Raw genomic sequence first — 23988 nt, 5'->3', positions numbered from 1 at the left:
GGGTATTACGGCAGGTTCGCATATCCTCTATGGGCAGATGAGCGTGGCGATGGGCGAGGCCGTGACCAGTATTGTTGCAGGCCGTCCGGATGTGTTCCTGTTCGGCTTTCGCTCGGTGTTCTACGTGCTTATGGCTGTGGCCGCTGTGGGCTTTGCGCTCGCCATGGTGCGTTTGGTGAAGATGCGCGCCCGCCATTAGTGCGTTGGGAGGCTGTCTGCCACGATTTGCGTTGTCCCAAAAAGACTGGTTTGTGGTGCGATGCGGCTTGTGGGGCGGGCGGGGGTCGGTCCGTGGTAGACTATCGAACAACGTTTATTAATCGCGCGGTATCGTTGCCGCGAGAAGGGGTTGCGCCATGCAGGAGCTTGAGGATCGTATTCGCCATGACGGCATCGTAAAGGCCGGTAACGTCCTTAAGGTTGATGCCTTCCTCAACCACCAGTGCGACGTTGAGCTGTTCGACCACATGGGCGCCGAATGGGCCCGTCTGTTCGAGGGTGTCGAGATCAACAAGATCCTGACGATTGAGGCTTCGGGTATTGGTATGGCCTGCATCGCAGCTCAGCATTTTGGCGGCGTGCCGGTGGTCTTTGCAAAGAAGGCCCAGTCCATCAACCTTGACGGCGAGCAGTATGCCACGACCATCTATTCCTTTACCAAGCAGAAGGAGTACCCGGTCATTGTCGGCAAGCGCTTTCTGTCCGAGGGCGATAAGGTCCTGATTATCGACGACTTCCTGGCCAACGGCTGCGCGCTTGAGGGCCTTATTAAGATCTGCGAGGCTGCGGGTGCCGAAGTTGCCGGCATTGGCATTGCCGTTGAGAAGGGCTTCCAGGGCGGCGGCGATAAGCTCCGTAAACGCGGCTTCCGCGTTGAGAGCCTGGCCCGTATCGCCGATATGGACTGCGAGAACGGCGAGATCACCTTCGCCTAAGCGCGCAACACAAGCGATTGGTATGCGATGTGACAAAGGGACTGTCCCTTTGTCACATTTTTTGTATGAGGGGAGGTGCTGATATGGATGAGAACAAGATGGGATGGCGTGAGTATGCGCGCTATGCCGAGATGTCGGTCGAGGAGCTGGCGCGCGATTGCGAGGTACAGGTGTTTCGCGCGACGGGTCCGGGCGGGCAGGGCGTGAACACGACGGACTCTGCGGTGCGCATGAAACATGGGCCCACGGGGATTGTCGTGACGGCGCGTGAGAGCCGCAGCCAGTTTCAGAATCGCGCGAGCTGCCTGCGTAAGCTGCGCGCTGAGCTTGAGCGTCGCGGGCGTCCACCGCGTCGACGCGTAAAGACCAAGGTGCCTCAGCGCTCTCGCCAGCGCAGGCTTAATGACAAGCACTTCAACGCCATTAAAAAGGCCAACCGTCGCAAACCGGGCAGCGACGAATAGCCTCCTCATAAGTTGCGGTGAAATAGGGACTGTTTTGCGGCTTTAGATGCATAAACAGTCCCTATTTCACCGCAACTTAGGTGGGGTTAGCGGGTGGGGTGCCAGACGTGGAGGGCGCCGGCGAGGATGTCGACCTCGATGCGCGAGGCGACAACGGGCTCGCCGTCGGCCTGGATGGGGTAGTCGGGCTCCTCAAGGGTGAGCTCGGCATGGCGACAGCGGCACATGCGAACCGGTGGCAGCTTGGTATGGTGGCCATCTTTGGCCGAAAGGAACATGGGAAGCGCGACCGCGCGCGGAACGGGGCCGCAGGCGTAGCAGACGTCGAGTATGCCGTCGCACGGGTCGGCGTCGGGGCAGATGCGATAGCCCGAACCATAGGTGGGGCCCAGCTGAATCGCCATGATAATCGCCCGCACGCGCTCGGCGGGCGCACCGTCAAAGCTCACCGTCATGGGATAGTTGCGGTAGCGCAGGCCAAACTGCTCAAGGCCCGAGAGGGTGTAGAGCGGAGCGCCGGCGAGGCCCGTCTTTTTGCGCAGCTCGGTGGTGCCAAGGCCGATGGCGGCATCGATGCCGACCGAAAGCGTCTGGTCGTAGTACTCAACGGTAGCCTCGCCGCTGCCGCTCGCAGGGCTCCACGAGCGAATGCGCCCGATGTCCTGACGCTGCAGCTCGCAGGTGAGCAGCGCGCCAAAATCCTTACCGGAGAAATCGTCGATGCCGAGCGTTTGGGCAAAATCGTTGCCAGAGCCCACGGGTAGGACGGCAAGAGCGGGGCGGGCGTCCTCCTCTTGCGCCATAAGTCCGTTGACGACCTCGTGGATCACGCCGTCGCCGCCAAGAGCGATAACGGTGCGATAGCCCTCGACCTGTGCGGCCAGCTCCTTGGCGTGTCCCATGCGCTCGGTCAGCACCAGGTCAAACTGGGATGCGCGCGCGGTCATATCCAAAAAGCGTTGCAGGCGCTCGGCAACTTCGTGCGCCGCACCCGACTGGGCGGCTGGGTTGGCGATGATGAGCGTGCGGCCAAAATCAGTTGCGTGCATGGGGCGACTCCCGGCGTATGACGTGACGGTGCGGTCGCGCTCAGGTCGAATTGCCCCCGATTGTGGCTGCACGTCGAATACTTACGTCTACTCTATCAGGTCGTTGTGGCGCTCGATAGCATCCGCTACCGTACCGCCCTCATCTACAATAAGCGAACGGCGCTTGGGCGAGATGATGCGCTGGGCGGGGTACACGCCGCGGTGTCCGGCGGTTAGGTAGCTGATAAAGGCCACGATGACAAAGAACCCGGCTGCCGTGCCGTGGAACAGGTCGATGGCCATCATACAGGTGGTGATGGGCACGTTGAGGCCGGCGCAGAACACGCCGAGCATGCCCAGCGCTGCCAGAAAGCTGGGGTCGATTCCGACGAGGCAACCGATCCAGCCGCCGAGCGCCGCACCGATACCAAACAGGGGCGTGACCTCGCCGCCTTGGAAGCCGGCGCCCAGGGTGAGCGCTGTGACGACCAACTTGATGGCTGCGTCCGCCAGGGTGGTGTTGCCGGCAAATCCGGCGCCGGAAAGCCACGTGGAAAGGCCGGCGTAGTTCCAAGCGTCGAGAAGGGCATAGGCGGCCAAAACCACGAGTGCACCTATGAGTGCGCGAATAAGATAATTGGTGATAAAGCGACCGTACAGGCTCTTGACGGTTCGAACTGACCAGGCAAAGAGGCGTGCCGTCAGACCGAAGATAATGGCGCTGATAACAACGATGACAACCGTCCGTGGTGTCATGTTGGGAACGCTGGCGATAACATTCGCCTCGTACTCGGTACCTAGGGCGAGTGATGTAAAGTAGCCGGTAAACGAGGCGACCAGGCAGTAGATGCCCGCGGTGTAGTCGATCTTGCCGATAAAGCACATCTCCATGCCAAAGAAAGCCCCGGCAAGGGGCGAGCCGAATACGGCGCCAAAGGCCGACGAGATGCCGGCGAGCATGAGGTCGTGGTGGTCATGCTTTTTGAGGTGGGCGAGGCTCGAGATGTTGCTGGCGATGGTGCCGCCAATCTGCACCGCGGCTCCCTCGCGACCGGCCGATCCGCCCGTTAGGTGCGTGAGCGTGGAGCAGACGAAGGTGAGGACGGCCATGCGCATATGGATGAGGCGTGTGCCCAGAGCGGAGTCGATGACCAGGTTGTTACCGCGTTTGGCGGCAAGACCGTGGTTTTTGTACACCCATGCGGTGGCAACGCCCACAACGGGAAGCAAGGCGTAGACCCACACATGGTGCTCGCGATAGTCGGTGGCGATATTCAGCGAGGCCAAAAACGCCCAAGCGGCAACGCCCATGGCGAGCGAGACAATGACGACGAGCGCGAGCAACTTGGCGCTCGCGAGTAGGTTGCGGGCGTTGCGGCGCGTGTCGGCAGCCAAGAGATGCTCGGAGCGGGTAAGTTTATGCCTGCCTGCCGTGATGACGTCGTTCAGGGAGAAAAAGCCGCCATCGTCGAGCGGCTGGGAATGATCCTGCGTTTCGTTTGCGCTTTCGGGTTTGTCGTTATGAGCCATACGTTCCTCTTTTAGGTTGCAACGCAAGCATTATAAAACGCGGCAAACGCGACGAGCCGGTGGGTTGGTTTCCATTCTGTTTCGCGGCTTGCGGCCGACAGGTGTATTTACTGGTACAGGCCGAGTCGCGGTCGTGCGACGGGGGATTATACTGAGACAAGCATAAAGAATCGGCGCCCCTGTTGTGCGCCGTGGCATTAAGAGGTGCATATGGCAGAGAAACTCATTCCGCTGGATGACGCACAGTCGATTGTCCTGTCGCACGTTGCTCCGACCGATCTCGTCGAGATTCCCGTGTGGCAGGCCGCCGGTCTTCCCCTGGCCGAGGACGCGGTGGCCGATATCGACATCTCGCCGTTTGCCAACAGCGCTATGGACGGATATGCCGTGCGCTCGGCGGACTTGGCGCAGGCATCTGGCGAGGCGCCGGTGACGCTCGATGTTATCGGACATGAGGCCGCGGGTCATGTGTTTGGGGACGCAATCGGCGCGGGCGAGACGGTCCGCATCATGACGGGCGCGCCGGTGCCCGAGGGTGCCGATGCCGTGGTGAAGTACGAGATCGTCGATGTGCTCGACGGTGACGGCAACGAGGGCTCGCGTGTGAGGTTTTCGGCGCCGGCCAAGGTGGGGGAGAACGTTCGCTCTGCCGCCGAGGAGGCCCATGCCGGCGAAGTCGTGATGCGTGCTGGTGAGGTTGTGACTCCGGCGGGCGCCGGCTTGCTGGCAAGCGCCGGATACGCGAGCGTGAAGGTGCACGCTGTCCCACGTGTGGGCATCATCTCGCTGGGCACGGAACTGGTCGCACCGAGTAAGGTACCGGCGCGCGGTCAGATTCGCGATTCCAACTCCTCGGCGCTGATGGCCGAGGCGCTCGATGCCGGCGCCGAGCCCGTGTTCTACGGTATTGCGCCCGACGATGAGCGGGCGATTGGCGAGCTGGTGCATCGCGCCACGCGAGAGTGCGATTTTGTCATTACGAGCGGCGGCGCCTCGGCGGGCGATTACGACTACGTGACGGCGCTCGTCCGGCGCGAGGGCGTGGTGCTGTTCGATCGCATCTCGATGCGTCCGGGCAAGGCCATCACGTTTGGCTTACTCGGGGGCAAGCCCTACCTAGGGCTTTCAGGCAATCCGGCCGCGGCGTATGTGGGCTTTGAGATGCTTGCCCGTCCGGCGATTCGCAAGATGCGCGGCTTTGCCGAGGGCGTGCGTCCCGTGCAGCAGGCGACGCTCACGCACGGCGTGAAAAAGCGCCAGGACCGACGCTTCTTCGATCGCGCCACGGTTTTGCGCGACCCCGAGACCAGTGAGCTGTTGGTGACCGAGGCCAAGACGCAGAATTCGGCGCTGCTCGGCACGATGCAGCGGTCCAACTGCCTGCTGCGTATTGACGAAGGACCGTGCGAGCTCAAGGCGGGCGACGTCGTGGATGTCGTGCGTGTCGACCTGCCCGAGGGCACGGTGTTGTAGGAGGAAGACTATGGAGTTGAAGATTTCGATCGTGACGTGCTCGGATACGCGCGATCTTGCTCAGGACGAGGCTGGAGCCGCACTCGAGGAACTTATCGAGGCGCAGGGCTGGACGGTCGTCTCACATGTGGTCGTGCGCGACGACGCCAGCGAGATCGGTGATGCCATTGTGGAAGCTGCCGATGAGTGCCACGCCAATGTCGTGCTCACCTGTGGCGGCACGGGACTTTCGATGCGCGACGTGACGCCCGAGGCGACGCGTGCCGTCTGCGACCGCGATGTGCCGGGTATTGCAGAGGCAATCCGCGCGTACTCCATGACCAAGACGCGCCGCGCTATGCTCTCGCGCGCCGTGTGCATGCAGCGTGGGCATACGCTTGTCATCAACTTTCCGGGATCCACGAAAGCGGCCCGCGAAAGCTGGGAGGCCGTGAGCGATCAGCTGGAGCATGCGGCCCAAATGACGGCGGGCGGCGGACATACCAAATAAGCGGTTTACCTGCGGCGGGGCGACCTGAACGGCTGCTCCGCCTTTGTTTTCCGCCGAAGCGACGCCGAGGTGCACGGCAACTCGAAACTATATTCTCTAGCGAGAATAATTTCTCATTATCATTATTCGCGCGGAAGTATAATCTAGTAACAGAATAAAGCCTGCGGCGGGGTGCCCGGGCATAGCGTTCGAAAGGGTTGAATATGTTCGATATGGTTTCACGCCGCGGTTTTGTCTCGCTTTCTGCTGCCTCTGCCGCCGGCCTTGGCCTTGCCGGCTGCTCGGGCAACAAGACGTCCGAGCCCGCTGGTTCCGATGCCGGCTCCGTCAAGTCTTCCTCTAAGAAGAAGGCTGTCGAGCTGCAGGTCTTTGCCGCTAACTCGCTCGAGAAAGCTCTGCCCGAGGTTCAGGAGCTCTACACCGAGCAGACCGGCACCACGTTTGCCGACACGCAGTTTAAGGCGTCTGGCGACCTTGTCGAGCAGATGCGCGCCGGTGCCGCCGTCGACGTGCTCATCACGGCCTCCAAGGGCACCATGGACGACGCCGAAGCCGCCGAGCTCGTCGATGCCGACACACGTGAGGATATGTTCGTCAACGACCTCGTGATCATCCGCGCCGAGGGCTCTGACACCAAGGTCGAGGCCATCGCCGACGTCGCGAATCTGGACGGCAAGATCGCCATTGGCGACGCCAAGACCGTCCCCGCCGGCAAGTACGCCAACCAGGCCCTGGCTTCCGTGGGCCTCTACACCGGCACCGAGGGCGACGACGGCGAGTATGCTCCCGAGATCGCCGACAAGGTCGCACTGGCCGATAAGGTGGGCACCGCCGCCGCTTATGTGTCCACAGGCGACTGCGTGGCCGGTTTTGTCTACAGCTCCGACATCTTCCGCTACGACGGCATCGAGGAGGCCTTCGTGTGCCCCGAGGATTCGCACAAGCCCATCGTGTACCCGGGCGCCGTTGCCGAAAGCTCCGAGCATGCCGACGAGGCCAAGGCGTTTATCGACTTTTGCCTGTCCAACAAGAAGGTTCAGAAGATTTGGGCTAAGTACGGCTTTGAGCTTTCCGCGTAGTGCGGCTTGGCGCGATAATTCCATCGTTTTGTGTTTCACTCCGTCCTTGTATTCGCTTGGAGCTTTTCGTGCTTAATAGATTCCGCATGCTTGTCGCCTGCGCTTTGACCTTCGCGCTTTGCTGGGTGCCGGGATTTGCGTTTGCTGGGAACGCTGAGGACGGGGCCCAGGTTGCTGCGACCGCTCATGGGCTTTCCTATGGGATCGAGGGTTTTGAGCGGTTGGCCAAGGGGACCGCTCGTGACATGGAGGGCCAGCCTGAGGGCTACCGGTTTCCCGTTGACGAGGACGTGGACCTTGTAGCGGCGCTCGCTGCCGACCGCGTTGTGGTGTGGATATCGCCCAAGGCGGTCGAGAAGTATGGATTGGATCCGCAGGATAACGAGTCCGTATCGGGTCTCAAGGCCCTCGTCTGTGAGCTCGACAGCGCAAACTGCATGGGAGGCGCGCAGCTAGGGGACGTGGATCTCCCTTGGTATGTCACGGCGGAAACAACGTTTGATGCCGGCGGGTATACCTATGGCTTTGACGAGCGCGGTGCGGATGGGGACCGCTATGTGGTGATTGCATCAGCCTCGGGTGATGCCAAGGGCGGCGCGCGTTGGCTTGATAGCGCTCAAATGGTAGAGGCATCGTCTGTCGTGTTGCGGGATGAGCAGGGCCCCTTGGCCTCTCTGGCCTCCTTATTGGGCGGCATCGACTATCGCCCGTTTTGGGTGTCCATAAAAACGAGCGGCCTTGCCCTGGTGATCGCGTTTGCGCTGGGCCTGTTTGCCGCGTGGAAGACCATGGGTACCACGAGCCGCGTGAAGGGTTTGCTCGATTCGGTCTTTACCATCCCTATGGTGCTGCCGCCCACGGTCTGCGGCTTTTTGCTCCTCATGCTGTTTGGCCGCTCGACCGGGGTGGGCCAGTGGCTGATCGCACACGGCATCTCGATCGTCTTTACGTGGCCCGCGGCGGTCATTTCGGCCGTCGTCGTGTCGTTTCCGCTGGTTTACCGCACGGCGCTCGGAGCCTTCGAGAGTCTTGACGCGCAGATGCTCGACGCCGCGCGAACCCTGGGATGGTCCGAGCGTCGCATCTTTGCCAAGCTCATGATGCCGCTTGGCTGGCCCTCGATTGCCGCCGGCACGGTGCTCGCCTTTGCCCGCGCGATGGGCGAGTTTGGCTGCACCCTGTTCTTTGCGGGCAACTACGCCGGTATTACGCAGACCATTCCCATTGCGATTTACTTTGAGTGGATGGGCGGCAATACGTCGGTGGCCCTCTTTTGGGTCGTGGTCGTAATCGCGTTCAGCTTCCTGGTCATTCTGTTCATCAATATGTACACGGCGCATTCGCAAAAGTATCGCGAACGTGGCCTTTCCCGTGCGGAGCGCAAACAGGCCAAAGGTCTCGCCGGACAGGGCGATTCGCTCGACCCAGTCGGCGGCGATGCGCTGCGTATCGATCGCGAGGCGCTGGCCGAGCTCATGCGTGATGATGCGGCGCCGCGGGGAGGTCGATAAGCTATGTCGCTCGTTTTGGATATTAAGAAACGTTATCCCGGGTTTGTGCTCGACATGCAGCTTGAGGCCGGCGAGGAGCGCGTGGCCCTGCTGGGCGCCTCGGGTTGCGGCAAGAGCTGTACGCTGCGCTGCATCACCGGTGTGGAGACGCCCGACGAGGGCAAGATTGTCGTCAACGGCGTGACCTTTTTTGACTCGGCGGCGGGCATCAACCTGTCGCCCCAGGCGCGCAAATGCGCTCTGCTGTTCCAAAACTATCAGCTGTTTCCTAACATGACAGTGGCCGATAACGTATGCGCCGGTGTAAAGGACGCGGGTGACGCCGCCGCGCGCAAAAAGCTCGCCGAGCGCTATCTGAGCATTTTCGGTCTGGCCGATTTTGTCGACCGCTATCCCGCACGACTCTCGGGCGGGCAGCAGCAGCGCGTGGCGCTTGCCCGCATGGTGGCGGCGCATCCGGGCATTTTTATGTTCGACGAGCCCATGAGCGCACTCGATTCCTATCTTAAGAGCGCCCTCGAGCAGAACATGCTCGACCTGTTCGATGTGTGCAACCGCACCGTACTCTACGTGAGCCACGACATCGACGAAGCGTGCCGCCTGTGCCAGCGAATCTGCGTGATGCACGACGGGCATGTGGAGGAGATCGGCTCCGTCGAGGACGTGGTTCGCCGCCCGCAGACGCTGGCGGCGCTGCGCCTGACGGGCTGCAAGAACACAAGCCGGGCGCGCAAGATCGGCGACGAAGAAGTTGAGGCCCTCGACTGGGGCATGACCTTCAACGTGGGCCGCGAGGTTCCCGATGACGTGGCATACCTGGGCATTCGCGCAAGCTACTTCCATGTGGACAACCGTGCTGAGCGGGGTCGTAACAGCTACGACCTGCATGTGGCCCGAGTGAGCGATTCGCGCTTTGAGCGGCTGGTGCTGTTAGACGTGCCGCGTGCTGATGCGCCCACGCGTCTGCAGTGGAAGGTCAACAAGGTGAACGTAGCTGTCGACGAGCTGCCGCAAGCAGGCGAGACGCTGCGCATGCACTTCGATGCGAATAAGATTCATTTGGTTTGTCGGTAGCGCCGGGTAATGCCGTCGGGGATATAAGCCCCGGCGGCTTTGTCTTGCTGTTTGCCGAATGGGGGATGACAAACTCTTATCAATCAAGATAATTATTTATTAAACGACGGTACACGACGCTGTCGTACGAATGTCGGCGGTGTTCGTCTGGACGACAACCGTTGATATAGTTACCTTCGACGAGAAAAGGAGGGCGCGCCGATGCCGCAGAAGACATATTCGCGTCGCGTTGCCGTGCGCGCCCTGTATATGGCTCGGAGCCGCATATGAGCAGGTATGTTCACGGCTCCGGGAGAGACGACGCACAGCTAAATAATCAGCTGCAAAGCAGGTTCCCCAAAATTCCGGGTTTGAGCACGGCTGGGTTTTCGCCACCCACCGTGCAGCAATACCGTAGTTATCCGTATTTGGTTCGAGAGGGGAACCGTCATGGCTGAAGAATTCGATTTCCATCCGATGTGGGAGAGCCTCGGCATGAATCTTGCCGACCACGACATGCTGCTGGGCGCCGTGGGCCAGATGTACGGCGATATGTTCCTGACGCAGAACAATCGCCCCAAGTCCACGTCCTACCTGGATTTTGTCGCCACCAACATCCACAGCGGCCGTATTAAGGAGATGCTCGACAAGAAGGAGGCCGGCGAGGCCACCAAGATCGTCGGCTCGTTCTGCGTGTACGTGCCCGAGGAGATCGTGCTTGCCTGTGACGGCATTCCCGTGGGCCTGTGCTCGGGTGCCGATTGGGCAACCGATAAGGTCGAGGAGCACCTGCCGCGCAACACCTGCCCGCTTATCAAGAGCTTTGCCGGCTTTAAGCTGGGCGAGGTCTGCCCCTACATTGAGTCGAGTGACCTGGTGGTAGGCGAGAACACCTGCGACGGTAAGAAGAAAGCCTACGAGTTCTTTGCCACGCAAAAGAACATGTACGTCATGGATATTCCCAACGTGCACGACGAGTCGACGCTCGTGACCTGGAAGGCCGAGGTCAAGAAGCTCGCCGCCAAGATCGAGGACGAGTGCGGCGTCAAGATTACGCCCGAGGGCCTGAAGGCTGCCATCCACGCCGTCAATGAGAAGCGCCGCGCCCTGCAGCGCCTCGCTGCGACCCGCGCTGCCGACCCTGCGCCCATCAGCGGTCTCGACAGCCTGCTGACCGTTCAGGCCGCCTTTATGGACGACACACCGCGTCTGACCGGAGCCATCAACGATATGGCGGCTGAGTGCGAGCAGCGTGTCGAGGCCGGCGAGGGCGTGACACCCAAGGGGACCAAGCGCATCCTGTACACCGGTACGCCCATGGCCGTGCCCAACTGGAAGCTGTTCAACCTTATCGAGAAGGCCGGCGGCGTTGTGGTAGGCGAGGAGTCCTGCACGGGCTCGCGCTACTACAAGGACCTGGTCGACGAGTCCGGCGAGACGGTCGACGAGATGCTCGATGCCATCGCCGAGCGCTACTTTAGGATCAACTGCGCCGTCTTTACGCCCAACGACCAGCGTATGAAGGACATTGTCCAGATGGCCAAGGACCTGCATGCCGACGGCATCGTCGACGTGGCTCTGCAGTTCTGCACGCTCTACGAGATGGAGTCGTTTGCCGTGGAGAAGGCCGCCGAGGAGGCCGGCATTCCGTTTATGCACATCACGACCGACTACGCCGGCGAGGACGCAGGTCAGCTGCAAACCAGGATCGAGGCTTTCTTGGAAACCATTTAGAGCTATCCGTCTCGGCGGCTTCCCCAGGCACCCGGTCTTGCCGTTCAAACCGTCGCTTGCGTACCAAAGTACGCGGCGCTTCTCTTTCACGGCAACCTCGGGCACCTGGGAAAGCCGTTTCCTTGGTTGGTTAAAAGGTTTGTTAAGGAGCTATATGCCGGAATATATTGAGCAGCCGTTGCCGTCCACGTTTGAGGAGTTCAACGAGCAGCGCAAGGCGGCGTTTATTCGCGTCAAGGATTACAAGCAGGCCGGTAATCGCCTGATCGGTTTTCTGTGCAGCTACACGCCGCTCGAGATTATCGATGCCGCGGGCGCCTCGAGCGTGGCTCTGTGCGGTACGTCCGATGAGGTGATTCCCGAGGCCGAGAAGGTGCTGCCGGCAAATCTCTGCCCGCTCATCAAGTCGACCTATGGCTTTGCCTACTCGCAAAAGTGCCCGTTTACGTACTTTAGCGACATGATCATCGGCGAGACCACCTGCGACGGCAAAAAGAAGATGTACGAGCTGCTCAACGAGCTCAAGCGCACGCACATTCTGCATCTTCCGCAGGGTCGCGACCGTGCCTACGAGCGCGAGGGCTGGTACGAGGAGTGCTGCCTGCTCAAGGAGGAGCTCGAGGGCTTCTACGGCATCACGATTACCGACGATGACCTGCGCGCTGCCGTCCGTCGTCGCAACCGCTTGCGTGCGGCCCAGCTCGAGATGTTTGCGCTGCAGGCCAACCAGCCGGCGGCCATGAGCGGCGTCGACCTGATGAGCACCATGTTTGCCGGTACGTTCAGCTTTGATATCGAGGCCTATACGCAGCAGCTGGAGCAAAAGGTCGCCAAGCTGCGCGAGGCCTATGATGCAGGCGAGCGCCCGATCGCGGCGGATGCCAAGCGCATTCTGATCACCGGCTGCCCGGTGGGCGGCGTGATCAACAAGATCGGTCGCACCATCGAGTCCAACGGCGGCGTGGTCGTGTGCATGGACGACTGCTCGGGCGAGCGCACGGCGGCCATGATGATCGACCCGGAGGCTCCCGACATCCTTCGCGCCATCGCCGACCGCTACCTGGATATCAACTGCTCGGTCATGACGCCCAGCGACGGTCGTATGGAAAACACGCTGGCCATGTGCGAGAAGTATCACGTCGATGGCGTAGTGGAGAGCGTGCTCCAGGCGTGCCACACCTTTAACGTGGAGAGTGCGCGCATGCAGGAGGCTGTCGAGGGTGCGGGTATTCCGTATATGAAGATCGAGACCGACTACAGCAACGGCGACATGGGCCAGATCGAGACGCGCATCGTCGCCTTCATCGAAACTCTCTAGCTTCCTCAGGCACCGGATCTTGCTCCTCAAACCGTCGCTTGCGTACCCAAAGTACGCTGCGCTCCTCTTTCGGGGCAATCTCCGGCACCTGAGAAACCTAGAGCTAAGGCGCCTGAACGCGCCGCTACCTTTGATGTTTAGATTGGGAGAGAGCCATGATAAGGATCGGGATCGATATCGGGTCTACGGCGGCTAAGGCTGCTGTGGTCGACGGGGAGGGTTCGGTGTCGTGGACGTGCGTGCAGCCAACCGGGTTCTCCTCGGTCGATGCTGCCGAGCGGCTGCGCGAGGCACTGGCAGCGGCGGGTTATGACGTGGCTGCCGACGACGTGCGTGTGATCGCGACCGGCTACGGTCGTGTCGCCGTGCCCTATGCGCACAAGGTCGTGACCGAGATTACCTGCCACGGCACCGGTGCCGTGCGTCTGTTTGGCGACCACGGCACCGTGATCGACGTGGGCGGTCAGGACACCAAGGTCATTCAGCTTAAAAGTGGCCGCGTGGCCAAGTTTGCCATGAACGACAAGTGCGCCGCCGGCACGGGGCGCTTTTTGGAGATCATGGCCGACCGCCTGGGCATTTCCCAGCAGCAGATGGCCGACCTGGCGCGTTCCGGCGAGCCCACCAAGATCAGCAGCATGTGCACGGTGTTTGCCGAAAGCGAGGTTATCAGCCTGATCGGTCGCGGTGAGCTGCGCGAGAACATTGCGCGTGGCGTGATCGACAGCGTGGTCTCGCGCGTGGCCACTATGGCCGGGCAGGCGACGGGTGCTCCGTACTACCTGACGGGAGGCTTGTGCGAGAACGCTTACGTTGTGGAGCGGCTGGCGGCGCTGCTGGGGTCGCCGGTCACCACCTCGCCCCAGGCCCGCTTCGCCGGTGCCATCGGCGCGGCGATTCGCGCACAGGCGCTCAATTAATGCATCCGCCGTAGGCTCGCATTCATGCGTATACTGGGAGAAAATGATTGACCGATGAGAGGAGGTATCGATGGCTGACGATCAGATTAAGCTTACGTCTATGACTGCCGCGAGCGGTTGAGCCGCTAAGTTGGCTCCCGGAGCCCTCGCCCAGGTCCTGGGCGATTTGCCAAATGTGCATAACGACAACTTGCTCGTGGGGTTCGATACCTCCGACGATGCGAGCGTCCTTCGCGTCGGCGATAACCTGGGCCTCGTTCAGTCCGTCGACTTCTTCCCGCCGATGGTCGACGACCCGTTTCTGTTTGGCCAGATCGCCGCGGCCAATTCGCTGTCGGACATCTACGCCATGGGCGGGCGGCCGAGCCATGCCATGAACCTGCTGTGCATTCCCAGTTGCCTGGGCGTCGAGGTCGCAGGTCAGATTCTGGCGGGCGGCGCCGACAAGTGCGTCGAGGCGGGTTGCTCCATCGCGGGCGGCCACACCATCAACGACGACGAGCCCAAGTACGGCCTGTCCGTGAGCGGCTTTGTCGCGCTCGATCGTATGCTTGCCAATAGCGGCGCGCGCGTGGGCGACGTCCTGTTGCTGACCAAGGCGATCGGCTCGGGCATCATCACCACGGCCATTAAGGGCGAGCTTATCGAGCAAGATGAGGCCGCGGCCATGTTTGACTCGATGCGCACCCTCAACGAGGCTCCGATTCGTTTGGCCGAGGGACTTGAGCTTCACGGCTGCACCGACATTACGGGCTTTGGCCTGATCGGGCATGCGTGCGAGATGGCCGAGGGCTCGGGCGTGCAGATTGAGCTTGCGTCGGGGGCGGTGCCGCTCTTTGATCAGGTGCTTGACATGGCGCGTCTGGGCATTATCCCCGCGGGCTCCTACCGCAACCAGGACTTCTTTGGCCCGCGCGTGACAGCTGACGATGACTTGGAGCCGGGAATGCTGGATGCGCTGTACGATCCGCAGACCTCGGGCGGTTTGCTAATTGCGGCGCCCGCGGCGGATGTGGATGAGCTTGCGCGTCGTCTGCACGCTGAGGGGCGCGTTGCCGCCACAATCGGCCGCGTGTGCGAGCCGGTGCCGGGCGGTCCTGCTGTTCGCGTTGTTCGCTAACCCGCACGTTTATGTAACTGTTTACCGTTCTCTAGAACGGTTCTTTCGAAAGGAATTTACTATGTCTACCAAGATTGAAGTCAATGCCATGGGCGATGCCTGCCCGCTGCCCGTCGTCAAGACGCTCAAAGCTCTGAAGCAGCTCGATGGCGAGGGCACCGTCGTGACCTCGGTCGATAACGAGACCGCCGTCAAGAACATCTCCAAGATGGCGCAGGAGAAGGGTTGCACGGCCTCGGTCGAGAAGGTTTCTGACGCCGAGTGGCACGTGACCGTGGCGACCTCTGGCGCCGTTGCCGTGGCCGATCCCGAGCAGGATGGCGCTGTCTTCTGTAATGCCAGCGCCGGCAAGGGCAAGCTCGTCATTTCCGTCTACACCGACTGCATGGGCCGCGGCGACGATGAGCTGGGCCACAAGCTCATGAAGGCCTTCATCTTTGCCGTGACGCAGCAGGAGGAGCTGCCCGCGACTATGCTGTTTTACAACGGCGGTGCCAAGCTCACCGTCGAGGGCTCGCCGGTGCTCGATGACCTGAAGGGCTTGGCGGAGCAGGGTGTCGAGATTCTCACCTGCGGTACCTGCCTGGACCACTTTGGCATTAAGGACCAGCTTGCGGTGGGCGAGGTCACCAACATGTACGTGATCGTTGAGAAGATGGAGCAGGCCGTGCGCGTCGTGCGCCCGTAGCGTATTGGTTGGAGTTGCCATGAGGGAGAAGCGCCCGGCGCTTGTCATCACGTTTCCCACCACGGCGGCCGCCATGGGTTGCGAGTCCCTGTGCATCGAGCGCGGTCTTCCCGGGCGGACGATTCCCGTGCCCGGGGAGGTCGCTGCCGGCTGCGGTTTGGCGTGGAAGGCGTTGCCTGTCGATGAGGAGCTGCTGCGCGGCGAACTCGCCGCGGCGGGCGTTCCCACTGAGGGCTATACCGTGATTAATATGTGGGAGGTCGTGCGATGATCTACCTGGATAACGCGGCGACGACCATGCACAAGCCGCAGACGGTCATCGATGCCGTGACGCAGGCGATGTGCTCGCTCGGCAATGCTGGGCGCGGTGCCACCTCGGGTGCGCTCGATGCGGCACGTACCATCCACGGCTGCCGCGCCAAGCTTGCGCGCTTGCTGGGCTGCCCGCGTGCTGACCATGTTTGTTTTACGCCCAACTCCACCGCGGCGCTCAACACCGTCATCAATGGCGTGGTGCGCCCCGGCGACCGTGTGGTCACAACGGTGCTCGAGCACAACTCCGTACTGCGTCCGCTCAACCGCCTGGCGGCAGAGCAGGGTGTGACGGTTGAGCATGCGGGCTGTGATACCAACGGCGTGCTCGACTACGACGAGCTCGAGCGGCTTGTCACGCCCGGTACGCGTGCTGTGGTGGTGACGCACGCCTCCAATGTGACCGGCAACGCGGTCGACATTGCGCGCGTGGCTGCCATCGCGCATGCGGCCGGCGCGCTGGTGATCGTCGATGCTTCGCAGTCTGCCGGCACGGCGAAGATTGACATGGATGCCATGGGGCTCGACGTCGTGTGCTTTACCGGTCACAAGGGGCTCATGGGTCCGCAGGGGACCGGCGGCCTGGCCGTGGCGGAGGGCATTGACGTGGCTCCGTGGGCCATGGGCGGCACGGGCGTGCACAGCTTCGATGCGCTGCAGCCGCTTGGGTGGCCCACGCGCCTTGAGGCGGGCACGCTCAACGGTCATGGCATCGCGGGACTTTCCGCTGGTCTCGACTTTATCGAGGCCCAGGGTGGGGTCGAGGCGATTGCTGCCCACGAGCGTGCGCTCGCTGATCGCTTCCTTGCCGGTGTGCGCAAGATTCCGGGGATTAAGCTCTACGGTGCCTTTGACCAGCAGGCGCGCTCTGCGATTGTGTCGCTCAACGTAGCCGATATCGACTCTGCCGAGATCTCGGATGCGCTCATGCAAGGGTGGGGGATTTCGACGCGCCCCGGCGCCCATTGCGCCCCGTTCATGCACCGTGCGCTGGGGACCGAGCGCCAGGGCGTCGTCCGCTTCTCGTTTGGGTATTTCAACACTACCGAAGAAGTCGACACGGCTATCGATGCTCTGTGCGATTTAGCCTGCTAAAGCTGCTAGACCGTTTATACTTGCGGGACGGGTGTATTTGCCCGTCCCGTTTTTGTTTCGACCCGAAAGGTGTGCCTATGGCCTCATCCGCTCCGCGCGGCCTGCGCTCCGACCATGTCGTTACCGTCGGCATTGCGCTGTTCTCGATGCTCTTTGGCGCCGGTAACCTCATCATTCCGCCGTTGCTGGCGCTCCAGGCCGGCACGGCCACACCGCTTGCCATGGTTGGCTTTTTGATTGCCGCCATCGGCCTGCCCGTCATGGGCTTTATCGCCGTGGCGCTTGCCGGAACGGCGCGCGAGCTTGCCGGCCGCGTGCACCCCAAGTTCGGTGAGTTCTTTGTCGCGGCGGTGTATCTGGCCATCGGCCCGTGCCTGGCCATTCCGCGTACGAGCTCCACGGCCTTCGAGATGCTGGTGCCGCTGCTGCCCGAGGGCGTTTCGCTTGGCACGGCTCGTCTGGTGTTTGCCGTTGGCTTCTTTGTCGTCGCGTTTGTGCTCACGCTGCGTCCGGGTGTCATAACACGCGTGCTCGGCCGCATTACGGGCCCTGCGCTCATTGCGCTCATCGTGCTGGTTGTGGGTGCTGCCGTGATCTCGCCGCTGGGACCCGCTGCCGTGCCTCAGGCTCCCTACGATGCAGGCGCTGCCGTGCAGGGCTTTTTGACCGGCTATCAGACCATGGACCTGCTCGCGTCGCTCGCCTTCGGCATCATCATCGCCGAGACCATCCACGAGCTGGGTGTTACCGATGACAAGCGCGTGGCCTTTGAGATTTCGCGTTCCGGCGTTATCGCCGGCGTGCTCATGGCCATCATCTACTGTGGCTTGGGCCTTGCCGGAATGCAGCTCGGCACCGTGATGCCCGACGCCACCAACGGCGCCGCCATCCTTGCCCGCTCTGCCTCCATGCACTTTGGCCTTGCCGGCACGGTCGTGGTCTTCGCCATCTTCTTCCTCGCCTGCATGAACGTGTGCATCGGCCTCATCAGCTGCTGCTCGCGCTACTTCTGCGAGACGTATGTGGTTAAAGGGGGAGCGGAGGCTTCCGAGGAGGCCATGCGCCGTCCCTTTGCGGTTCTCGCCTTTGTGTTCGCAGCGTTTTCGTGCGTGCTCTCCAACGTGGGCCTCGACGTGATCCTTATGTTCTCGGTGCCCATGCTTAACGCCTTGTATCCCGTCGCCATCGTGCTGGTTCTCATGGGTTTGGTACACGGCTTTTGCGACGCTCATCCGCAGGTGTGGGTCTGGGTCGGCGGTGTGGTTGCCGTGCAGAGCGTGATCACCTCGGTCCGCGATGCGTTCTTTGGGGGCACGTGGCTGCCCTTTGATGCGCTTCCCCTGGCAGATATCGGCGCCGCGTGGGCGCCGGTCGCCGTGGTGGCGTTTGCGATCGGTCTGCTCCACAGCCGGTTTGTCGCACATTCGAGGAGCTAGGGTTTCTGCGCTTGCACAGGCGGGGAGTCTCCCCTATAATTTCCTTCGCTTTGGGACACGCAAGGTTTAGACCTTAGCTGCTCAACACCTTCGGGACGTGGCGCAGTTTGGTAGCGCGCCTGCTTTGGGAGCAGGATGTCGCAGGTTCAAATCCTGTCGTCCCGACCATATCTTGCGGGCGTAGTTCAATGGTAGAACCCCAGCCTTCCAAGCTGATGACGCGGGTTCGATTCCCGTCGCCCGCTCCATAGGATAGTTTTAACGGCTTTGGCTCTATTTGGTGCCAGAGCCGTTTTCATATACATACCGGGGACCCCACATCCCCTCCTAAGTTGCGGTGAAATACGGACTGTTTTCCGGCTTTTATGGCCCATGTAGTCCGTATTTCACCGCAACTATTTGTAAGGTTGGATTTTGATGCCGTTGGGAGGGTCGTAGCGACCGTCTACCGAGAGTGGAAATATTTTTTGAAGCTCTGACCTGCGACGTCAAGCTTTTGGTCAGCTTTTGGCAAGGCCTGCGGACGGAAGCATGCGATAGCGTAATGGTATTCTCTCCGCCGTGATGGTTATGGGGTTGGCCATGCTCGATAAAGGCAAACATTTTCCGCAGTCATATGCAAGAATGCTATTCTCGGCCGTTGGAATTCATCAAGATGGACAGCTGCTTATAACAATTGATCCTTGGGATGAACGCCGTGCGCGTGAGCTTATGCAGGAAGAGCTCATGCTTCGTCTTTACAACCACGTGTATGCGGATCCGGTCTATTGGAATAATCTTGGGGTTGAAGATCGCATCTTTCAGCTGGCATCCGCTATTGCGGTCGTTGAACCGGATGCTGTGTTTTGCGGATCGACAGCAGCGCTGCTCTACGGCATCGGCTCGGCGTATACGCTTCTGGATAAAGTGCAAGTACTGCTGCCACGGTCTACAAGGCGTGATACGTATGAGTTCGTTGAATACAAGCGCTGGCGGGTGGGCGAAGTGTGGCGTCTCGGTCTGTTTACGCTGACGGATCCGTATCGAACGGTTGTTGATATCGCTCGAACGAGCGCCTTTCGTTATGCGCTGGGCTATGTCGATGGCTTGGCCCGTGAGTACGATGTCGAACGCGAAGAGCTGCGGGCATATGCGCAGGCAAATTGCCGAGGGTTGCATGGCATCGCGCGTGCTTTTGACGTTTTTGAGCATATGGATGGCAGGTCAGACAATGGCGGCGAGTCCGAGGCGAGAGCAGCGATGATTCTCGCTGGGGTTGCCGCGCCTGAGCTTCAAGTTGAGATACCGCGACCAGGAAACGCTGGCTATTATCTAGCAGATTATGGCTGGCAGATGCCAGACGGCTCATGGACGCTGGCAGAGCTGCATGGGCTGGGTAAGTTTGAAGACGAAGCTCAAAATGATCCGGAGCAAGCGGCGGCAAAAACCTATCGAGCGGCCCTCATGCGCGATGCGAACCTTCGCGCCATGGGCCACAACGTCATTCATTTCAAACTCTCGGACACCTACGAAGTAGAATCGTTCGGTGCCATGATGCGCGGTTACGGTATTCCGACAACAAAACCCTACGCCGACTCCCGATAGAGAAATCGTTCGCAGCCAACCTTCAATAAGTTGCGGTGAAATACGGACTATCGAGGCCTTTAAAGGCATGAAACAGTCCGTATTTCACCGCAACTTAGGAGGGGATGGGGCTGAGGGGCGGGCGATGCCGTTGCCTGCCGGTTAGTGGCGACCGTGGTGGCGGAGCTTGTCGATGGTGGAGTCGGTGCCGTGTCCGCGGGCGTCGGTGCTTCGGCTGCGGGCGTCGGCGGCGGTTTGGCGCTGGCGGCGGTAGTCGATCATGCCTTGGATGATGGGCTTGCCAAAGCTCACGACATCATCGTTGTAGATGGCGGTTCGGGCTGCGAGGAGGCAGTCGGTAAAGTCCATATGGGTCTTGCTGAAGAGTTTGACGGCAAGGGCGACAACGGTGGGCTCGTCGACCATGACGTCATCGAGCAGCCTTTTCATGGCCGCAGCAATTTCAACGCGGGGAACCTTATAGACGTCGCGCAGCGTGACCACGACGCGCGTGATGATTTCGGGGTAGACACGTGCGGTGCGCGTGGCGATGACCTTGGCAGCGCGCGGTGACAGGACCTCGTCGTCGTCAAGCAGGTAGCGAAGGATGACGGTCTCGTCGATGATGGTGCTACTCATGGATATCTACTTCCTCGGGACCCAAAACCGACTCGTCGCTTTCTGTGGCTAGGTATTCAATCCAGGCATTGCGCTCCTCGGAGCGGCGATTGGGGTCCCCATATGCTTTGAGCAGTCCATAGGCGGACGTGCCGTCCTTGGAGCGCACGGCGACCGGCTGAAAGGGGAGCTTGCGCATCAAAATACTCTGCGCGACAAATAGACGGACAGCCTCGGCGAGCGATGTGCCCATGGCGTCGTAGAGACGCTCGGCATGCTGCTTGTCTTCCTCGCGAATGCGCACCTGCAGGATGGCTCGTTTTTGAGTCGATGACATCACTGGCCTCCCTTAATGAGCGTGCAATTTGAATAGTCAAATACAACATCGGCTAATAATAGCCAATCTTACAACCACTACTTTATTGCACTAGAGTAATTGAGTGTAAACGATATTACAAACGTACTACATCTTTCAGAAACGAGCGTGAAATCTCCCTTGGATGTACGCATGTAATACACTCACCTTTATAGCTTCTAGAGAATAATTCCAACCTGCCAAAACCCCTGCAATACACCCGTATTGCAGGGCCTATGCTCAAGTTTGCCCCCTGCAACTGCGTATATTTAACCTGTATATCGTTGGAGAAACTCTACCGAGTGCATGTTTCGCCGCATGCATTCGATTCGTCGATGCCGGACCACGGGCGGTCCGGGGCAACGTCGACAGGGTCTCTCCGGCATGGGATTCAGGAGGGAGTGAACAACATGGGCAATAAACGAGTCGTGGCTGATTCTTCACGCTGCATTGGGTGCCAAACCTGTATGGCGGCGTGCATCGAGGCGCACGATATTCCCGGCAACATCGCCGCACCTCGCTTGCGCGTAACGCGCACCTACGAGATTTCCGCGCCGGTGGCATGTCACCACTGCGAGGACGCTCCGTGCGCCAAGGCCTGCCCCACGGGCGCCTTGTTCTTTGATCCAAAGAACCATCGCATCGGCGTCAACGAGGACAACTGCATCGGCTGCAAGAGCTGCGTCATGGCATGCCCCTTTGGCGCCGTGAGCGTGGCGACCACGCAGGTCCCCGTCTTGATGGGTGACGTTCGCGTGGGTTCGCAGACTAAGAGCTTCGTGCTCAAGTGCGACCTGTGCGTGGACCGTCCCGGCGGTCCGGCGTGTGCCGAGGCGTGTCCGACCAAGGGCCTCACCCTGGTAGACGAGGAGCGTCTGGCAGAACTGACTGCCGAGCGTGCCCGCGCCACCATCGAAAACGAGGCGTAAGCGTCGGGCGACAGGCCCAATGATTGTCAAATAAGTACCGAGCATTCGGTAGCAGAGAAAGGAAGGAGGGTGTCATGGAGAAGCATAAAGTGATCTGCCCGTACTGCGGCGCCGGTTGCCAGTTTAACCTCCTGGTCCAAAACGGCCAGGTCGTGGGCACCGAACCGCTCAACGGCATCACCAACCAGAGCGAGCTGTGCCTTAAGGGCATGAGCGGCTACGACTTCATCAACGACACCAAGATCTTGACTCCTCGCGTACTGCACCCGATGATCCGCCGCACTAAGGGCGCGGATCTTGAGCGCGTAAGCTGGGACGAGGCACTGGATTTCACCGCATCTAAGATGCAGGCCATAATTGACGAATATGGTCCTAACGCTGTCATGACCACCGGCTCTTCGCGAGGCGGCGGCAATGAGGCGAACTACGTCATGCAGAAGTTTACGCGTGCGTGCATCGGCACCCACAGCGTGGACAACTGCGCCCGTACTTGACACGGCCCTACTGTCCTCGGTCTGATGGACACGGTTGGTTCAGGTTGCATGTCATGCTCCATCCCCGGTATGGAGGATGCGGGCTGCATTTTCCTCTTCGGCTATAACCCTGCCGATTCGCACCCCATCGTCGCAAGGCGTATCGTGCGAGCCAAAGAAAAGGGTTGCAAGATCATCGTCGCCGATCCGCGCCATATCGAAACTGCGCGTATCGCCGATCTCTACCTTCCGATCAAGAACGGTTGCAACGTTGCGTTCCTCAACGCCTTTGCCAACTGCTTGGTCAACGATGGCCTCTACGACAAGGAATTCGTCGCCGAGCACACGAACGGCTTTGACGAGTGGTGGGAGACCATCAAGAACTACACTCCCGAATCCGTACAGGACATCACGGGCGTCGAGCCTGCGTTGATCCACCAAGCTGCCGAGATGTACGCCACGGCGAAGCCCTCTGCCATCATTGGCTGGGGCATGGGCGTATGCCAGCAGAAGCAGAACCTGAAGACGGTGCACACCATCGCCTCCATCGCCTGCGTTGCCGGCCAGATCGGCAAACCCAACTCCGGCCTCGCGCCCGTGCGTGGCCAGAACAACGTCCAGGGCTCCTGCGATATGGGCATGCTGCCCAACCTGTATCCTGGCTACCAGAAAGTCACCGACCCGGCTGTGCGTGCCAAGTTTGCCAAGGCTTGGGGCGTGCCCGAGGAAAAGCTCCCGCTCGAGGAGGGCTACAAGCTCACCGACCTGGGCCACCTGGTCGACGAGGGCAAGGTGCACTGCTTCTACAACTACGGCGAGGACCCGGTGCAGACCGAGCCCGATTCGGCTGGTATGCGCAAGACGCTCTCCGAGCTGGATCTGTTCATTTGCCAGGACATCTTTATGACGCAGACGACCATGCTCGCCGACGTCATCCTGCCTGCCACCTCTTGGGGCGAGCACGAGGGCGTCTTTACCGCATCCGACCGTAGCTTCCAGCACTTTGACGCGGCTGTTCCGCCCAAGGGCGAGTGCCGCCACGACTGGGAGATCTTCGCGGACCTGTCCACGCGCATGGGCTATCCCATGCACTACGACAACACCGAGCAGATCTGGAACGAGTGCATTAGCCTGTGCCCCAACTTTGTGGGCGCAACCTACGAGAAGATGGCTCCCGAGGGCGGTTACGCCCAGTGGCCGGTCAAGAGCACCGATGTGAACGACCACGGTACGCCCGACATGTTCGCTGGTGGCAAGTTCACCACCAAGGACGGCCGCGCCAACCTGATGGCGCACGACTGGGAGGCGCCCTCCGAGCTTCCCGATGATGAGTACCCGCTCATCCTGTGCACCGTCCGCGAGGTCGGCCACTACAGCTGCCGCTCGATGACCGGCAACTGCAAGACGCTGGCGCTGCTTGCCGACGAGCCCGGCTTTGTCCGCATGAATCCCGCGGACGCCCAGGCGCGCGGCATCAAGAACGGCGACATCGTCTCGATCCACAGCCGCCGTGGCCAGGTATACAGTCGCGCCGACATAAGCGATCGCATCAACAAGGGCACGGTCTATATGACCTACCAGTGGTGGATCGGCAAGTGCAACGAGCTGACCATTCACAAGGTCGACCCGGTCTCGCATACGCCCGAGGACAAGTTCTCCGCCTGCCAGGTCGACGCCATCGCCGACCAGGTCTGGGCCGAGGGCGAGGTCGAGCGTCAGTACACCGAGCTCAAGCAGGCTTTGGTGGACGCCGCCGCTCCCCAAGACGTTGAGCCCGGCGCCGCCAAGTTCGATGACGAGACGCACGTGAATCAAATCGTGTAGTCCCGTTCTCGTTGGCTTTTTGGGCCGGGCGTCCCGTACG

21 protein-coding genes, 2 tRNA genes and 2 pseudogenes are annotated in these 23988 nt (G+C 60.9%); 21 read left to right on the top strand and 4 right to left on the bottom strand.

All coding sequences use genetic code 11. The annotated features are described in order from the left end of the window. From AB5758_RS01165 to AB5758_RS01155, 3 genes and pseudogenes are all read left to right on the top strand, one after another. A pseudogene (locus AB5758_RS01165) lies at positions 1-199 on the top strand (MFS transporter); the annotation flags it as partial. Positions 200-356: 157 nt separating this feature from the next. Next, positions 357-935 carry a xanthine phosphoribosyltransferase gene (locus AB5758_RS01160; RefSeq protein ID WP_055286127.1) on the top strand — a complete coding sequence of 193 codons (579 nt, stop codon included), beginning with the start codon at positions 357-359 and terminating at the stop codon, positions 933-935. A 152-nt stretch (positions 936-1087) separates the two neighbouring features. Further along, a pseudogene (locus tag AB5758_RS01155) lies at positions 1088-1399 on the top strand (peptide chain release factor-like protein); the annotation flags it as partial. 86 nt (positions 1400-1485) lie between these two features. Here the strand turns inward: AB5758_RS01155 and AB5758_RS01150 are convergent. After that, positions 1486-2448, bottom strand: a complete 963-nt coding sequence (locus AB5758_RS01150) for a diacylglycerol/lipid kinase family protein (protein WP_161145481.1) — start codon at positions 2446-2448, stop codon at positions 1486-1488. A gap of 87 nt (positions 2449-2535) precedes the next feature. After that, positions 2536-3957 (bottom strand): chloride channel protein, encoded by a 1422-nt coding sequence (locus AB5758_RS01145; RefSeq protein WP_192923967.1) that lies wholly within the window; start codon positions 3955-3957, stop codon positions 2536-2538. A 210-nt stretch (positions 3958-4167) separates the two neighbouring features. Here AB5758_RS01145 and AB5758_RS01140 point away from each other — a divergent pair, with 210 nt between their 5' ends. The 16 genes from AB5758_RS01140 to AB5758_RS01065 all read left to right on the top strand — a co-directional run bounded on the left by AB5758_RS01140 (position 4168) and on the right by AB5758_RS01065 (position 19770). Then, on the top strand, positions 4168-5430 hold the full coding sequence (locus AB5758_RS01140; protein ID WP_161145482.1) for a molybdopterin molybdotransferase MoeA: 1263 nt from the start codon (positions 4168-4170) through the stop codon (positions 5428-5430). Positions 5431-5440: 10 nt separating this feature from the next. Beyond that, positions 5441-5920: a MogA/MoaB family molybdenum cofactor biosynthesis protein gene (locus AB5758_RS01135; protein ID WP_022095222.1), complete on the top strand. Its 480-nt coding sequence runs from the start codon at positions 5441-5443 to the stop codon at positions 5918-5920. Between the two features lie 203 nt (positions 5921-6123). Next, positions 6124-6999 (top strand): molybdate ABC transporter substrate-binding protein, encoded by an 876-nt coding sequence (modA, locus tag AB5758_RS01130; protein ID WP_161145483.1) that lies wholly within the window; start codon positions 6124-6126, stop codon positions 6997-6999. A gap of 68 nt (positions 7000-7067) precedes the next feature. After that, complete coding sequence (gene modB / locus AB5758_RS01125; protein WP_238022730.1) at positions 7068-8510, top strand: molybdate ABC transporter permease subunit; 1443 nt, start codon at positions 7068-7070, stop codon at positions 8508-8510. A gap of 3 nt (positions 8511-8513) precedes the next feature. Further along, positions 8514-9584 carry a sulfate/molybdate ABC transporter ATP-binding protein gene (locus tag AB5758_RS01120; RefSeq protein ID WP_368141189.1) on the top strand — a complete coding sequence of 357 codons (1071 nt, stop codon included), beginning with the start codon at positions 8514-8516 and terminating at the stop codon, positions 9582-9584. Between the two features lie 429 nt (positions 9585-10013). Next, positions 10014-11297, top strand: coding sequence for a double-cubane-cluster-containing anaerobic reductase (locus tag AB5758_RS01115; RefSeq protein WP_368141190.1), 1284 nt, complete (start codon positions 10014-10016; stop codon positions 11295-11297). 154 nt (positions 11298-11451) lie between these two features. Next, positions 11452-12615, top strand: coding sequence for a double-cubane-cluster-containing anaerobic reductase (locus AB5758_RS01110; protein ID WP_161145486.1), 1164 nt, complete (start codon positions 11452-11454; stop codon positions 12613-12615). A gap of 155 nt (positions 12616-12770) precedes the next feature. Further along, positions 12771-13535, top strand: coding sequence for an acyl-CoA dehydratase activase (locus tag AB5758_RS01105; RefSeq protein WP_238022729.1), 765 nt, complete (start codon positions 12771-12773; stop codon positions 13533-13535). Positions 13536-13605: 70 nt separating this feature from the next. After that, positions 13606-14655, top strand: coding sequence for a selenide, water dikinase SelD (gene selD / locus AB5758_RS01100; RefSeq protein ID WP_161145488.1), 1050 nt, complete (start codon positions 13606-13608; stop codon positions 14653-14655). 61 nt (positions 14656-14716) lie between these two features. After that, positions 14717-15343, top strand: coding sequence for a sulfurtransferase-like selenium metabolism protein YedF (yedF, locus tag AB5758_RS01095; protein WP_161145489.1), 627 nt, complete (start codon positions 14717-14719; stop codon positions 15341-15343). A 19-nt stretch (positions 15344-15362) separates the two neighbouring features. Continuing rightward, positions 15363-15614, top strand: coding sequence for a putative Se/S carrier protein (locus AB5758_RS01090; protein ID WP_161145490.1), 252 nt, complete (start codon positions 15363-15365; stop codon positions 15612-15614). Continuing rightward, the gene (locus AB5758_RS01085; protein WP_368141191.1) at positions 15611-16750 is read left to right on the top strand and encodes an aminotransferase class V-fold PLP-dependent enzyme; all 1140 of its coding nucleotides are present in this window, start codon (positions 15611-15613) and stop codon (positions 16748-16750) included. The genes AB5758_RS01090 and AB5758_RS01085 overlap by 4 nt, the downstream gene beginning before the upstream one ends. Before the next feature lie 77 nt (positions 16751-16827). Next, entirely contained in the window at positions 16828-18186 is a 1359-nt protein-coding gene (brnQ, locus tag AB5758_RS01080; protein ID WP_161145492.1) for a branched-chain amino acid transport system II carrier protein, read from the top strand. Between the two features lie 91 nt (positions 18187-18277). Continuing rightward, a tRNA-Pro gene (locus tag AB5758_RS01075) sits at positions 18278-18354 on the top strand. Between the two features lie 6 nt (positions 18355-18360). Continuing rightward, positions 18361-18434 (top strand) — tRNA-Gly (locus AB5758_RS01070). A 334-nt stretch (positions 18435-18768) separates the two neighbouring features. After that, positions 18769-19770, top strand: a complete 1002-nt coding sequence (locus tag AB5758_RS01065; protein ID WP_161145201.1) for a hypothetical protein — start codon at positions 18769-18771, stop codon at positions 19768-19770. A 141-nt stretch (positions 19771-19911) separates the two neighbouring features. On the opposite strand, the gene AB5758_RS01060 is transcribed toward AB5758_RS01065, so the two are convergent. Together AB5758_RS01060 and AB5758_RS01055 are read right to left on the bottom strand one after the other, a co-directional pair. Then, complete coding sequence (locus AB5758_RS01060) at positions 19912-20388, bottom strand: type II toxin-antitoxin system VapC family toxin (RefSeq protein WP_368141192.1); 477 nt, start codon at positions 20386-20388, stop codon at positions 19912-19914. After that, entirely contained in the window at positions 20381-20704 is a 324-nt protein-coding gene (locus AB5758_RS01055; protein WP_149926611.1) for a type II toxin-antitoxin system RelB/DinJ family antitoxin, read from the bottom strand. The genes AB5758_RS01060 and AB5758_RS01055 overlap by 8 nt, the downstream gene beginning before the upstream one ends. 254 nt (positions 20705-20958) lie before the next feature. On the opposite strand from AB5758_RS01055, the gene AB5758_RS01050 reads away from it, so the two are divergent. Together AB5758_RS01050 and fdhF are read left to right on the top strand one after the other, a co-directional pair. Continuing rightward, the gene (locus AB5758_RS01050) at positions 20959-21651 is read left to right on the top strand and encodes a 4Fe-4S dicluster domain-containing protein (RefSeq protein WP_334204084.1); all 693 of its coding nucleotides are present in this window, start codon (positions 20959-20961) and stop codon (positions 21649-21651) included. 74 nt (positions 21652-21725) lie between these two features. After that, positions 21726-23948 (top strand): formate dehydrogenase subunit alpha, encoded by a 2223-nt coding sequence (fdhF, locus tag AB5758_RS01045; protein ID WP_368141193.1) that lies wholly within the window; start codon positions 21726-21728, stop codon positions 23946-23948. Positions 23949-23988 lie beyond the last annotated feature (40 nt).

The sequence above is a fragment of the Collinsella aerofaciens genome (genome assembly GCF_040926405.1).
Lineage (GTDB): Bacteria > Actinomycetota > Coriobacteriia > Coriobacteriales > Coriobacteriaceae > Collinsella.
This window is presented reverse-complemented; position numbering and strand designations above follow the sequence as displayed.

What these genes read in the sequence shown, in the direction of transcription:
- AB5758_RS01060 (WP_368141192.1), bottom strand. Translation starts at nt 20,388, where the DNA reads ATGAGTAGCACCATCATCGACGAGACCGTCATCCTTCGCTACCTGCTT.
- AB5758_RS01145 (WP_192923967.1), bottom strand. Translation starts at nt 3,957, where the DNA reads ATGGCTCATAACGACAAACCCGAAAGCGCAAACGAAACGCAGGATCAT.
- AB5758_RS01150 (WP_161145481.1), bottom strand. Translation starts at nt 2,448, where the DNA reads ATGCACGCAACTGATTTTGGCCGCACGCTCATCATCGCCAACCCAGCC.
- AB5758_RS01085 (WP_368141191.1), top strand. Translation starts at nt 15,611, where the DNA reads ATGATCTACCTGGATAACGCGGCGACGACCATGCACAAGCCGCAGACG.
- brnQ (WP_161145492.1), top strand. Translation starts at nt 16,828, where the DNA reads ATGGCCTCATCCGCTCCGCGCGGCCTGCGCTCCGACCATGTCGTTACC.
- AB5758_RS01050 (WP_334204084.1), top strand. Translation starts at nt 20,959, where the DNA reads ATGCTCAAGTTTGCCCCCTGCAACTGCGTATATTTAACCTGTATATCG.
- AB5758_RS01065 (WP_161145201.1), top strand. Translation starts at nt 18,769, where the DNA reads ATGCTCGATAAAGGCAAACATTTTCCGCAGTCATATGCAAGAATGCTA.
- yedF (WP_161145489.1), top strand. Translation starts at nt 14,717, where the DNA reads ATGTCTACCAAGATTGAAGTCAATGCCATGGGCGATGCCTGCCCGCTG.
- AB5758_RS01160 (WP_055286127.1), top strand. Translation starts at nt 357, where the DNA reads ATGCAGGAGCTTGAGGATCGTATTCGCCATGACGGCATCGTAAAGGCC.
- AB5758_RS01135 (WP_022095222.1), top strand. Translation starts at nt 5,441, where the DNA reads ATGGAGTTGAAGATTTCGATCGTGACGTGCTCGGATACGCGCGATCTT.
- AB5758_RS01140 (WP_161145482.1), top strand. Translation starts at nt 4,168, where the DNA reads ATGGCAGAGAAACTCATTCCGCTGGATGACGCACAGTCGATTGTCCTG.
- AB5758_RS01120 (WP_368141189.1), top strand. Translation starts at nt 8,514, where the DNA reads ATGTCGCTCGTTTTGGATATTAAGAAACGTTATCCCGGGTTTGTGCTC.
- AB5758_RS01110 (WP_161145486.1), top strand. Translation starts at nt 11,452, where the DNA reads ATGCCGGAATATATTGAGCAGCCGTTGCCGTCCACGTTTGAGGAGTTC.
- modA (WP_161145483.1), top strand. Translation starts at nt 6,124, where the DNA reads ATGTTCGATATGGTTTCACGCCGCGGTTTTGTCTCGCTTTCTGCTGCC.
- AB5758_RS01090 (WP_161145490.1), top strand. Translation starts at nt 15,363, where the DNA reads ATGAGGGAGAAGCGCCCGGCGCTTGTCATCACGTTTCCCACCACGGCG.
- AB5758_RS01105 (WP_238022729.1), top strand. Translation starts at nt 12,771, where the DNA reads ATGATAAGGATCGGGATCGATATCGGGTCTACGGCGGCTAAGGCTGCT.
- AB5758_RS01115 (WP_368141190.1), top strand. Translation starts at nt 10,014, where the DNA reads ATGGCTGAAGAATTCGATTTCCATCCGATGTGGGAGAGCCTCGGCATG.
- AB5758_RS01055 (WP_149926611.1), bottom strand. Translation starts at nt 20,704, where the DNA reads ATGTCATCGACTCAAAAACGAGCCATCCTGCAGGTGCGCATTCGCGAG.